The organism is Pseudomonas sp. L7 (genome assembly GCF_046605565.1).
Taxonomy (GTDB): domain Bacteria; phylum Pseudomonadota; class Gammaproteobacteria; order Pseudomonadales; family Pseudomonadaceae; genus Aquipseudomonas; species Aquipseudomonas wayambapalatensis.
On record NZ_CP176784.1, the window covers coordinates 3,231,802 to 3,244,775 of the forward strand.

9 protein-coding genes are annotated in these 12,974 nt (G+C 62.6%); 6 read left to right on the forward strand and 3 right to left on the reverse strand.

Translation table 11 applies throughout. The features are described 5' to 3' along the window. Positions 1-923: 923 nt before the first annotated feature. The 4 genes from ACK3BK_RS14615 (at position 924) to ACK3BK_RS14630 (ending at position 5,875) form a co-directional block, all read left to right on the forward strand. On the forward strand, positions 924-2,504 hold the full coding sequence (locus tag ACK3BK_RS14615; protein ID WP_411382708.1) for an ATP-binding cassette domain-containing protein: 1,581 nt from the start codon (positions 924-926) through the stop codon (positions 2,502-2,504). A 127-nt stretch (positions 2,505-2,631) separates the two neighbouring features. After that, positions 2,632-3,648: a branched-chain amino acid aminotransferase gene (locus ACK3BK_RS14620; RefSeq protein WP_054891515.1), complete on the forward strand. Its 1,017-nt coding sequence runs from the start codon at positions 2,632-2,634 to the stop codon at positions 3,646-3,648. Positions 3,649-3,837: 189 nt separating this feature from the next. Beyond that, positions 3,838-4,518 (forward strand): response regulator transcription factor, encoded by a 681-nt coding sequence (locus ACK3BK_RS14625; protein ID WP_186664016.1) that lies wholly within the window; start codon positions 3,838-3,840, stop codon positions 4,516-4,518. Next, on the forward strand, positions 4,496-5,875 hold the full coding sequence (locus tag ACK3BK_RS14630) for a sensor histidine kinase (RefSeq protein WP_186664014.1): 1,380 nt from the start codon (positions 4,496-4,498) through the stop codon (positions 5,873-5,875). The genes ACK3BK_RS14625 and ACK3BK_RS14630 overlap by 23 nt, the downstream gene beginning before the upstream one ends. Before the next feature lie 84 nt (positions 5,876-5,959). On the opposite strand, the gene cysS is transcribed toward ACK3BK_RS14630, so the two are convergent. Further along, positions 5,960-7,342 (reverse strand): cysteine--tRNA ligase, encoded by a 1,383-nt coding sequence (cysS, locus tag ACK3BK_RS14635; protein WP_411382709.1) that lies wholly within the window; start codon positions 7,340-7,342, stop codon positions 5,960-5,962. A gap of 9 nt (positions 7,343-7,351) precedes the next feature. Further along, on the reverse strand, positions 7,352-9,052 hold the full coding sequence (locus ACK3BK_RS14640; RefSeq protein WP_411382710.1) for a glutamine--tRNA ligase/YqeY domain fusion protein: 1,701 nt from the start codon (positions 9,050-9,052) through the stop codon (positions 7,352-7,354). Positions 9,053-9,298: 246 nt separating this feature from the next. Between ACK3BK_RS14640 and ACK3BK_RS14645 the strand changes: the two genes are divergently transcribed. Then, on the forward strand, positions 9,299-9,799 hold the full coding sequence (locus ACK3BK_RS14645) for a peptidylprolyl isomerase (protein WP_186664009.1): 501 nt from the start codon (positions 9,299-9,301) through the stop codon (positions 9,797-9,799). Beyond that, on the forward strand, positions 9,796-10,518 hold the full coding sequence (locus ACK3BK_RS14650) for a UDP-2,3-diacylglucosamine diphosphatase (RefSeq protein WP_186664007.1): 723 nt from the start codon (positions 9,796-9,798) through the stop codon (positions 10,516-10,518). The genes ACK3BK_RS14645 and ACK3BK_RS14650 overlap by 4 nt, the downstream gene beginning before the upstream one ends. Before the next feature lie 51 nt (positions 10,519-10,569). On the opposite strand, the gene ACK3BK_RS14655 is transcribed toward ACK3BK_RS14650, so the two are convergent. Further along, a complete protein-coding gene (locus tag ACK3BK_RS14655) occupies positions 10,570-12,912 on the reverse strand; it encodes an acylase (RefSeq protein ID WP_411382711.1) in 2,343 nt (780 codons plus the stop codon). Between the last annotated feature and the right edge of the window lie 62 nt (positions 12,913-12,974).

Here is a 12,974-nt window from a genome sequence, read left to right on the forward strand (position 1 = left end):
CACGTTCCAAATCAATGAAGTGACCGTCCAACCCTCAGATCGAAGTCGCTTGAACCAGCTTTGCTTAACTGCAGCCCGTCAAGACAACTATCGCGTTATCGACCTCATCCTCGAGGTCTACGATCGCATGCAGGCAAATGACAGACCATGCTGGCTGCGCGTAGCTATCTCCTCCCCCATTTCTCGAAGCCAGGCTGACCTGCTGAACGAGCAGCGCAACAGCGCCGGCGCTTTGTTCGGAAGCGCGGTCAGCACCCCATCGGAACCATTACGCCAATAGGCGGCTTTGTAGTAGGGGGCCTGGTCGGCTCCTATGTCACCAGCCGCATCCCTACATTCCATTCCCGCGACAGAATCGTCAGTATTCAAGCCCAAGTCCAAGGCGGCATAGGACCCCAGCGCACCATCAAGAGCCTGATCATCAACAGCCGAGCAGCATGATGAACGATCTGATCAGCATCGCCTTCTTGTCACTGATTGCGTTCCTCACAGACAGAACCCTTCGTCGTCCAAACAGGCGCAAGTGGACGGGCATCGTTCTAATGTCATGCTCCATTGCAAGCCTTTTCTTTCTCGGACATGTAACATTGCTGGGCATCCCAGGATTTCTATGGCCTATATTTCTGGCCGCCACAGGAATCCACTTGCTTACCAATCAGACGAAATATTGTTCCGATGTAGATCCGTGATCCGTTCGGCAATTTGCTGCGGTTTTGTCAGCAGATTGGGGACCACTGAACAGCACGCAGAGCAGCGATCCGGGTTGAGCCCTTTACCTGGGCTCTCCTGACCATTACCCTTGGCACCGCTACTCATTCACGAGGTGTTCGTCCAATGCGCCACTAATGCCGCCGTCCCCTTCGACGGCCAATCTTCAGCCCCTGCTTACAGGTGGGGATGTTGTGGCATGCGTGGAGTTACCCATGACGAATACGTCGATCCTGACGCTCGAGAGCGTCTCCCTGGCCTTGCCCGATGGCAGGTTGCTGTTTTCCGAACTCAATGAATCCTTCGACCAGCGGCGTACCGGGTTGGTCGGACGCAATGGCGTGGGCAAGAGCCTGCTGGGGCATATCCTTGCCGGCCTGCGCGCGCCCACTTCAGGGCGCTGTCGACGCATCGGCCGCGTCCACCATCTGGACCAGCAGAGCATCCACCGCAGCGCGACGGTTGCCGAGTTGGCCCAGGTCGCCCCGGTAGTCCAGGCCCTCGAGCGCATTGAAGCAGGCAGCACCGCCCCCAACGACTTCGACCTGGTCGCGGATCGCTGGGATGTTCGCGAGCGCTTTCGGGCATTGCTCGACCGACAAGGCTTTGCCAGCGTCGACCTGCAGCAAGCCCCAGCCACGCTCAGCGGCGGCCAGGCAATGGGCATCGCCCTGCTCGGTGCGTGGGCCAGTGATGCCGACTTCCTGATCCTTGACGAGCCCAGCAACCACCTGGACCGCTGCGCTCGCGCCAATCTCCTGGAAATGATCCAAGCTTGGGACAAAGGCCTGCTGGTGATCAGCCATGACCGCACACTACTGGCCTCCATGGAACGTATCGTGGAGCTTTCATCGCTCGGGCTGCAGGCATTCGGCGGCAACTACGCGTTCTACGCCGAGCAGAAAATGCACGCCCAAGCCCGGGCCGAGCAGGCGCTTGCGCGTGCCAAGCAGCAACAGCAACGCCAGGCCCGCGAACTGCAACGCCAGCACGAAAATCTCGTGCGGCATCAGGCGCAAGTGGGGCATCAAGCCAAGCATGCCAACCAGGCGAAGATCCTCATTGATCGCCAGCAGCAACGTAGCCAGGTGAGCGCCGGCAAGCAACGGCGCGACCAGCAGGCTACACATCAAGCGCTGCACGAACAGGTCCGGGAGGCTGCGCGACAGGTCGAGCGACACACGGCGATCACCCTGCACGCGCCGACACCCGCACGTCATCGCGGGCGCGGAGTACTGCGACTAGACGCGCTGTGCCTGCCACGGGGCACAGCTACCCCGCTGAGCCTGAGCCTGTCACTTGGTGAGCGCCTGGGGCTGCTTGGGGCCAATGGCAGCGGAAAGTCCACGTTATTGCGGCTGCTGGCCGGAGAGCTACAGGCCACAGCAGGCACCCTGCAAATCAGCGGCGACGTTGCCCTGCTCGACCAGCATTGCAGTCAGTTGACGCCTGGGCTGTCGCTGCTCGAGCACCTGCGCCAGGGCAACGCTGCCCTTTCACAGGCACAGATGCGAACCCGTCTTGCCCAACTGGGCCTGGACGCCGCCCGAATAGAGCTGCCCAGCACACTGCTCAGTGGCGGGGAGCGCATCAAGGGTGCGATGGCTGCAGTGCTGTACCGCGAACAACCGGTGGACCTGTTGCTGCTCGACGAACCCAACAACCACCTGGACCTGCCTTCGCTGCAGGCACTGGAAACCATGCTGGAGCAGTTCTCTGGCGCCCTGCTGGTCGCCTCCCACGACAGCGTATTCCTTGAATGCCTGCACCTTGATGGATGCCTCGACCTGGGCTGAACGACGAAGCATCCAGGGCAATTCATGACTGGCCGTTCCCCATCCTCTGCGGATGTATTATCGTGGCGAGGTGCGCATTTAAAAGCAGCCCGAGCGATCGGGCCTCTGCAAGACAATAGAGGGTGTCATGAGCAACGAGATCAACTGGGACAAGCTGGGCTTCGACTACATCAAGACCGACAAGCGCTACCTGTCCGTGTGGCGCAACGGCGAGTGGGACAAAGGCACCCTGACCGACGACAACGTGCTGCACATCAGCGAAGGCTCGACTGCCCTGCACTACGGCCAGCAATGCTTCGAGGGCCTGAAGGCCTACCGCTGCAAGGATGGCTCGATCAACCTGTTCCGCCCGGACCAGAACGCCGCCCGCATGCAGCGCAGCTGCGCCCGCCTGCTGATGCCGCACGTGCCGACCGATGTGTTCATCGAGGCGTGCAAGCAGGTGGTCAAGGCCAACGAGAAGTTCGTTCCGCCGCACGGCAAGGGTGCCCTGTACCTGCGTCCGTTCGTGATCGGCACCGGTGACAACATTGGCGTGCGTACCGCGCCGGAGTTCATCTTCTCGGTATTCGCCATCCCGGTGGGCTCGTACTTCAAAGGCGGCATGAAGCCGCACAACTTCCAGATCTCCAGCTTCGACCGTGCCGCCCCACAGGGCACCGGCGCAGCCAAGGTCGGGGGCAACTACGCCGCCAGCCTGCAACCGGGTTCCGAAGCGAAGAAAGCCAACTTCGCCGACGCCATCTACCTGGATCCGCTGACCCACACCAAGATCGAGGAGGTCGGTTCGGCCAACTTCTTCGGTATTACCGCCAACAACGAGTTCGTCACGCCGAAATCGGCCTCGGTACTGCCAGGTATCACTCGCCTGTCGCTGATGGAACTGGCGCAATCGCGCCTGGGCCTGACCGTGATCGAAGGCGATGTCGAAATCAGCAAGCTCGATCGCTTCATCGAAGCGGGCGCTTGCGGTACGGCCGCAGTGATCACCCCGATCGGTGGTATCGAGTACAACGGCAAACTGCACGTGTTCCACGACCTGGAAAAGGTCGGCCCGGTCACCCAGAAGCTCTACAACGAGCTGACCGGCATCCAGAGCGGTGACGTCGAAGCGCCGGCGGGCTGGATCATCAAGGTCGCCTGAGGCGTCGCCTTGCAATGAAAACGGGGCGTGTCAGTGATGGCACGCCCCGTTTTCATTGCTGTCAGGGCCAGTCTCTGTGCGGGAAAAGCCGATACTGGCACCATGCCCCCGATAGATGAATTTTTCTTAAATCGCCGTTTGTCTATTCTTTGGCACAATCAGTCATCCAATCGCCGCCCAGGTACTAGCATGCCCCGCGTACTGACCATCGAAGACGACGCCGTCACCGCCCAGGAAATCGTCGCCGAACTTTCCAGCCACGGGCTGGAAGTCGACTGGGCAGACAATGGCCGCGAAGGCCTGGCCAAGGCTATTGCCGGCGGCTATGACCTGATCACCGTGGACCGGATGCTCCCGGAAGTCGATGGCCTGACCATCGTCACCACCCTGCGCAGCCTGAAGATCGCCACGCCAATCCTGATGATCAGCGCCCTGTCCGATGTCGACGAACGCGTGCGCGGCCTGCGTGCCGGCGGCGACGACTACCTGACCAAACCTTTCGCCTCTGACGAAATGGCGGCCCGTGTCGAAGTGCTGCTGCGGCGCAACAGCGTGCCCATGACCCAGACCCGCCTGCAGGTCGCCGACCTGGAGCTGGACCTGATCAGCCATGAAGCCCGACGCGGCGAGAGCAGCCTGAACCTGCTGCCAACCGAATACAAACTGCTCGAATTCCTGATGCGCCACTCCGGGCAGGTCATCACTCGCATGATGATCTTCGAGGAAGTCTGGGGCTATCACTTCGATCCAGGCACCAACCTGATCGACGTCCACATCGGTCGTCTGCGCAAGAAGATCGATCCACCCGGCCAGACACCGCTGATCCGAACCGTACGGGGCTCCGGTTATGCCATTGCTGAACCCGTCTAAAGGCTGGAGCTCCTCGACCAGCCGCCTGCTGGCGCTGTACAGCTTCCTGTTCGTGGCCTGGAGCAGCATCCTCATGGGGGTGCTGTACTTCGAGGTCACCAGCTATCTGAACAAGCTGACCCGCCACTCCATGCTGCAACGCCAGCACCTCTTCGCGCACATGACCGGCAAGCAGCTGGACGATGCACTGATCGCCAGCCAGGCCTTCGAAGAACGCAGCTTCGACGCCTACGGCCTGTTCGACCCGCAACTCAACCCCATCGGCGGTCGTATCCGCTCGATCCCGGCGGAGTTGGGCCTGGATGGCAAGGTTCACGAACTCAAGCGTTGCCTGGATGCCGACGATCCGCACTTGCCGCGCGACAGCTGCGATGCCGTGGCGATCCGCATCTCCGATGGCCGCTGGCTGGTGCTGGTGCGCGACAACGGCTCGCTGTTCGTGGTGACCCGGATCATTCTGCACGCGCTGCTCTGGGGGATTTCACTGACGCTGATTCCCGGTTTCGCCGGCTGGTACCTGCTACGCAGGCGCCCGCTCAAGCGTATCCGCGCGGTACAAGCCAGCGCCGAGCTGATCGTCGCCGGCGACCTCACCCACCGCTTGCCGCTGTCGGCACGGCGTGACGAGCTGGACATGCTGGCCGCGATCGTCAACGCCATGCTCGACCGCATCGAACGGCTGATGCACGAGGTCAAGGGTGTCTGCGACAACATTGCCCACGACCTGCGTACACCGCTGACCCGCCTGCGCGCCCAGCTCTACCGCATTCGCCAGCAGAGCGGAGCGAACTCGCCGGAAGCCGAAGCGCTGGATCAAGCCATCAGCGAGACCGACACCCTGATGGCACGCTTCCGCGGCCTGCTGCGCATCAGCGAGCTGGAAGACCGCCAGCGCCGCGCAGGGTTCGTCGAGCTTGATCCGCACAATTTGCTGGTGGAGCTGCACGACTTCTACCTGCCGCTTGCAGAGGATGGCAGCATTCGACTGCAATTGGAGCAGCCTGCGCAACTGCCCGCGCTGCACGGCGACCGGGAGCTGCTGTTCGAGGCCTTGGCCAACCTAGTCGGCAATGCCATCAAGTTCACCCCAGAGGGTGGGCAGGTACGGATCCAGGCACGGCAGGACGACGATGGCGTGCATATCGCCATCGAGGACAGCGGGCCAGGGATTCCGGAACAGGAGCGGGCGGCGGTGCTCAAGCGCTTCTATCGCAGCGAGGAAGGCCATCGTCACCCAGGGTTCGGGCTGGGGTTGTCGATCGTCGCAGCGATCGTCGACCTGCACGGGTTCAGACTGGAAGTGGGCAGTAGCGAGCTAGGCGGGGCGAAGTTGGTACTGCACTGCTCGACCGCCTGAAAAGCATCGCGGGACAAGTCGGAGCGGCGGTTCGGCGCCCCGACGTGTCCCGCGATAGGGCTGCAGGGCAGCCCTCGAGCTGTATCAGTCAGCCAGACGCCAGGTGGTGGTGCCTTTGCTGTCTTCCAGCACCACACCCATGGCAGTCAGTTGATCGCGAATGCGATCGGACTCCGCCCAGTTCTTGTCCGCACGCGCCTGCAGACGCGCCTGGATCAAGGCTTCGACCTCGGCAGCATCGACACGGCCTTCGGCACCGGCACGCAAAAAGTCGTCGGCATCCAGTTGCAGCACACCCAGCACATCACCCAGCTCACGCAGGCGACCGGCAAGCCCTGCCGCTGCATCAGCGTCGCTGTCGCGCAGGCGGTTGATCTCTCGCACCAGGTCGAACAGCACGGCGCAGGCTTCAGGGGTGCCGAAGTCATCGTTCATCGCCACGCTGAACCGCTCGACGAACGCCTCGCCACCCTTGGCGGCTACGCGCGGCAGGCCACGCAGTGCGTGATAGAAACGCTCCAAGGCGCCCTTGGCATCGCGCAAGCTGTCTTCGGAGTAATTGATGGCGCTGCGGTAGTGGCTCGCCACCAGCAGATAACGCACCACCTCCGGGTGGTACTTCTCGAGCACGTCGCGAATGGTGAAGAAGTTGTTCAGCGACTTCGACATCTTCTCGCCATTGATGCGAATCATGCCGCAGTGCATCCAGGCCGCCGCATAAGGCTTGCCGGTGGCCGCCTCGCTCTGGGCGATCTCGTTCTCGTGGTGCGGGAACTCGAGATCGCTGCCACCACCGTGGATGTCGAAGCTCTCGCCCAGGCAGCAGGTGGACATCACCGAGCACTCGATGTGCCAGCCCGGACGGCCCGGGCCCCAGGGCGAATCCCAGCTCGGCTCGCCCGGCTTGGCGCCCTTCCACAGGACGAAGTCCAGCGGATCCTGCTTGGCCTCGTCGACCTCGATCCGCGCGCCGATACGCAAGTCTTCGATCTTGCGTCGCGACAGCTTGCCGTAGCCGACGAACTTGCCGACGCGGTAGTACACGTCGCCATTGCCCGGTGCGTAGGCATAGCCCTTGTCGATCAGGGTCTGGATCATCGCGTGCATGCCAGGAATGTGATCGGTGGCACGCGGCTCCAGGTCCGGCTTGAGGATGTTCAGGCGCCGCTCATCCTCGTGCATGGCATCGATCATGCGCGCAGTCAGCTCATCGAAGCGCTCGCCGTTTTCGTTGGCGCGGTTGATGATCTTGTCGTCGATGTCGGTGATGTTGCGTACGTACGTGAGCTCATAGCCGCTCTTGCGCAGCCAACGGGTAATCAGGTCGAACGCCACCATGCTGCGACCATGGCCCAGGTGGCAGTAGTCGTACACGGTCATGCCGCAGACGTACATGCGCACCTTGTTGCCATCCAGGGGTTTGAAAACTTCCTTGGTCTTGCTCAGGGTGTTGTAGATGTTAAGCACGAGGATTCCTTAGCTGCCCCACGAATCGCGCAGGGTCACGGTGCGGTTGAACACCGGGCGACCCGGCTGGCTGTCTTTCAGGTCGGCGCAGAAGTAGCCTTCGCGCTCGAACTGGAAGCGATCTTCTGGCTGGGCCTGGCCCAGCGAAGGCTCGGCACGACAACCCGTCAGCACCTGCAGCGATTGCGGATTGATGTTTTCAAGGAAGCTGCCGCCCTCATCGGTCTTCTCCGGGTTGGGCGAGCGGAACAGGCGGTCGTACAGGCGCACCTCGCACTCGACGCTGGCGGCGGCCGGCACCCAGTGGATCACGCCCTTGACCTTGCGGCCCTCGGGGTTCTTACCCAGGGTGTCCGGATCGTACGAGCAGCGCAACTCGACGATATTGCCCTCGGCATCCTTGATCGCCTCGTCGGCACGAATCACGTAGCTGCCGCGCAGGCGCACCTCGCCGGCTGGCTCCAGGCGCTTGTACCCCTTGGGCGGCTCTTCCATGAAGTCATCACGGTCGATGTACAGCTCACGGGCGAACGGCAGGACGCGCACGCCCATGTCTTCCTTCGGGTGGCGCGGCAATTCGAGTTGCTCGACCTGGTCTTCAGGGTAGTTGGTGATCACCACCTTCAGCGGACGCAGTACGCACATGGCGCGCGGCGCGGTGCGGTCGAGGTCGTCACGGATGCTGAACTCGAGCATCGACATGTCGACCACGCCATCGGAGCGGTTGGTGCCGACCATGTCGCAGAAGTTGCGGATCGAGGCCGGGGTGTAGCCACGACGGCGGTAGCCCGAGAGCGTGGACATGCGCGGATCGTCCCAGCCCTCGACGTGCTGCTCGTCCACCAGTTGCTTGAGCTTGCGCTTGGAGGTGATGGTGTAGTTCAGGTTCAGGCGGCTGAACTCGTACTGGCGTGGATGCGCCGGTACCGGCAGGTTGTCGAGGAACCAGTCGTACAGCGGACGATGGCCTTCGAACTCCAGGGTGCAGATCGAGTGGGTGATGCCCTCGATGGCGTCCGACTGGCCGTGGGTGAAGTCGTAGTTGGGGTAGATGCACCACTTGTCACCGGTCTGGTGGTGGTGGGCATGGCGGATGCGGTAAAGAATCGGGTCGCGCAGGTTCATGTTCGGCGAGGCCATGTCGATTTTGGCACGCAGCACACGCTCGCCGTCCTTGAACTCGCCGGCCTTCATGCGTGCGAACAGGTCGAGGTTCTCCTCGACGCTGCGCTCGCGGAACGGGCTGTTCTTTCCGGGCTGGGTCAGGGTGCCGCGATACTCCTTGGCCTGCTCGGGGGTGAGGTCGCACACGTAGGCCTTGCCGCGCTTGATCAGCTCGACCGCCCAGTCGTGCAACTGGTCGAAATAGTCGGAAGCGAAGCGCACCGGACCTGTCCACTCGAAGCCCAGCCACTTGACATCACGCTGGATGGCGTCGATGTACTCCTGGTCCTCCTTGGCCGGGTTGGTGTCGTCGAAACGCAAGTGGCAGGCGCCACCGAACTCCTGGGCCAGACCGAAGTTGACGCAGATCGACTTGGCGTGGCCGATGTGCAGATAACCGTTCGGTTCCGGCGGGAAGCGGGTGACGATACTGCTGTGCTTGCCCGAGTCCAGGTCAGCCTGGACGATCGGTCGCAGGAAGTTCGCAGGGACGGCGGGGGCGCCTTTGGCAGCGGCGTTGGTCGCGTTGTCGGTGGGCTTGCTCATAGGATCCTTGAATGCAGATGTCCGGTCCGGGTAGGCCGATTGAATCAAAGGGCCTATCATAGCCGAAGCAGTCAAGCTGCTGACAGCCGGGCACCGACAAACTGGCGCGATTTCTCGCAGCGTTTTGTCGCCAGCTGGCAAAATGGCCGCCGCGCGCCTTGTGTCGCCGCCGCCAGATCCTGCGTCAGGTACAGTACGCGACCTGTGCACCCTATTCTCGAATGCCTTGAAAGAGCGAATTTCAGCATGTCCAAAGTCAAACTGAGCACCAACCACGGCGACATCGTTCTGCAACTGAACGCCGAAAAAGCCCCGAAAACCGTCGAGAACTTCGTTCAGTACGTCAAGGACGGCCACTTCGACGGCACCGTCTTCCACCGTGTGATCAAGGGTTTCATGATCCAGGGCGGCGGCTTCGAGCCTGGCATGAACCAGAAGAAAACCCGCGCCAGCATCGAAAACGAAGCCGACAACGGCCTGAAGAACACCAAGTACAGCATCGCCATGGCCCGCACCATGGAGCCGCACTCGGCCTCGGCGCAGTTCTTCATCAACGCTTCCGACAACGACTTCCTCAACCACAGCGGCAAGAACGTGCAGGGCTGGGGCTACGCGGTATTCGGCGAAGTGACCGAAGGCCGTGAAGTGGTCGATGCCATCGAGAAAGTCGCCACCGGTTCCAAGGCTGGCCACCAGGACGTGCCGAAGGACGACGTGATCATCGAGAAAGCCGAGATCATTGAGTGATCCTGCTGATCTCCGATCTGCACCTGCAAGAAGAACGCCCGGACATTACCCGGGCGTTTCTAGATCTGCTCGATGGGCGGGCGCGGCACGCCAAGGCGCTGTACATCCTTGGCGACTTCTTCGAAGCCTGGATCGGCGACGATGCCATGACGCCCTTCCAGCAATCGATCTGCCAGGCACTGCGCACGCTGTCAGACAGCGGCACAGCCATCTACCTGATGCACGGCAATCGCGACTTTCTCATCGGGCAGGACTTCTGCAAGGCCGCTGGCTGCACCCTGCTGGCCGACCCCAGCGTGGTTGAGCTGGGCGGTGAGCCGGTACTGCTGATGCATGGCGACACCTTGTGCACCCGCGACGTCGCCTACATGAAGCTGCGCCGCTACCTGCGCAACCCGCTGAGCCTCTGGATCCTGCGTCACTTGCCGCTGTCCACGCGCCAGAAGCTGGCACGCAAGCTGCGCAGTGAAAGCCAGGCGCAGACGCGGATGAAGAACACCGAAATCGTCGATGTCACCCCCGACGAAGTGCCCAAGGTGATGAGCGAGCACAATGTGCGTACGCTGATCCACGGCCATACCCACCGCCCTGCCCTGCACAAGCTGGTGGTCGAAGGCCAGCCGGCGCGACGCATCGTACTGGGAGACTGGGATCGCCGAGGCTGGGCGCTGCAGGTGGACGACCAGGGCATGCACCTGGCGCCATTCGAATTTTCCTGATGTGCAGCGGCCCTGAGGTGGTTTGCGCCACCGCAGGGCCACTGATTCCGCCTATTTTCCCGTGCTGACCAACGCCTGCTCATCCCGTTCGCGCACGACATACTGGCGATACTGAGGATCGGACGTGATCTGCGCCTCGGTAAACGGAAACGGCGCCAATTGCCCGGCAGCAAAGGCACGCGTCTGGTCGAAGGCATGCACCGAGGCCGACTCGCTCGACAGTGAAAACGCCAGCAGCCCCTGAGCCTGAGGCCCCTGTTCGGTGAAGCTGACCAGTTGCAGGTAGCTGGTACCGCTGACCACCAGACGCTTCCCTGCCCCATGGGGCACACTGACCATGGCGTTATAGATCCCCAGCTCCTGCGGGCCACCAGGCACCGGCGTGCCGTCCAGCGCCTGCTGGACCTGCCCCCACTGCTGTTCTTGCACCATGCCGCCTTCCTGAACCTGCGCCAACGAAGCCAGCGCCGCCTCGCGGAGCAGCTTGCGCACTGCCGCTTGCTCTACCGCAAGACCGCGCGGCGTGTGCTGCGGATCGGCCGGATCGAACGCCACACGCCAGATGTGTGGCTGGTCGCTCAGTGCTTCCATGATATTGGCAAAATGCACAAGCCCCATGCCGCTATCAGTGCCGGCCTTGCCGTCCCAGGCCTTGAGGCTCGCGCACAGCGTCTGCAGCTCGCTTTCGGCACCTTTGCACCAGTCCAGCAGCTCTGGCAGCACCTGACTGGCCAGATACACCTCGTCGCCCATCACCATTCGCTGCAACTCCGGCACCCCGAGCTTGTCGCGGCCTTGCAGGCGCTGCAAGGCAAAGCGGGTGCGCATGCCCAAGGGCTGGTCTTCACGGCTGACCAGCGGCGAGAAGCCGGTCAGTGGCTGGGCCGGGTTGACCTGCCAGGCCGAGTCGTTGGAGTTCTGCACGAAGTCCCCGCGTTCAAGGCTTGGTTGCAGGCGCGCCGGAAAGATTCCAGGTTGTGCGGCATCGGCGTCGATCTTCCACTGGCATGCGCTGCGCGAACCATCCAGGACCACCAACGGCCCCGCCAGCGACGGGTCGCTGCACTGGGCAAGCAGGGCCTTGTCGACATACGGCACCACAGACTGATTCAGGTACAGCGCACGGCCACCGGCATCCACTGCCAGGGTATTGACCCAGGGAATACCCTGCAGCTTGGCCACCGAGGCCTTGAGGCCATCGATGTCCTTGGCGCGGTTGATCCCGTACCACTGCTCGAGCACTCGCGTATTATCGAGATTGGCATCGCGCAGGCTGTAGGCATAGTGGCTATCCCAGTCCAGGCGCCCCGGCCACTGCACCACAGGTCCGAACTTCGAGACATGGACCTGGCGCTGCACCTGACTGAGCGTTCCATCTACCCCTCTCACCGCAACAGTGATGGTCTGCTGTTCGAGCGGCAGCGACTGGCCATCAAGCAGGTAGCGGGTGGGATCCTTCGGATCGAGCTGCAGGCGGTAGAGGGTGAAGTGCTTGGAGGTGTCGACCGTGTGGGTCCAGGCCAGGTCGCGGTTGAAGCCGATATTGATCACGGGCAACCCCGGCAGCGCCGCCCCCATGACGTCGAGTTGCCCAGGAATGGTCAACTGCATCTGGTAGAACCGCAGGCCTCCCACCCAAGGAAAGTGCGGGTTGGCAAGCAACAAGCCGCGCCCATTGGCCGAACGCTGTGCACCGACGGCCACGGCGTTGCTGCCGCGCTCGCTGGCGAACGCCCGCTGGCGCGCCAGGGCCACGCTGTAGTCGGCCTTGGGCCTGTGCATGGCAAGGCTCGGCGGCGTCGCCGCGACCACCGCTTCGGCGAACTGGCCGATGCCCCCTTCAGCCAGCAGTCGGCGGGTCAGCTTCACCAGGTCCAGGCTGGTGATTGGCCTGACCCAGTCGCCCGCCCCGCATTCCACCGGCAGCCCCTGGGCCTTGCGCTCGGCAAGCGCTCGGTTGTAGCCGGCAGCGTAGCCCTCCAGACGATCGCGAATTGACGCCGACTGCGCCTGGAGGAATCCGTTGACCGCCACATTGTCGTTCAGCCAGGTGAAGAACAGGTCACTGTCGAGGTTGTCGCGCTGCTCGACCGTCTTGCCTTCGACACCGAAATACTTCGACCGCTCACCATTGACCGTAAGCACTTCGCCAGCCAGCAGGCACAGGTTGTCCTGGGCGTAGGCGTAGCCGATGCCATAACCCAGGCCACGCTCGTCGCTGGCCAGGATGTGCGGCACACCGAAGCTGGTGCGACGGATCTGCGCCGAAGCATCGCCGGCAACTTCCCGCGCCTGCACGCCGGCGGCAGCGGTGGCGAGCACGATGGCCAGGCCAAGGCAGGACAAGGGACGCGATAGTGTGATCACGGGCACTCCTGGGGAATGAGAGGTCATCCCGATCAGACGAGCGGCCGGATGAAAATTTTACGTATTGCGCTGCGCGAGAACGTCTTGAA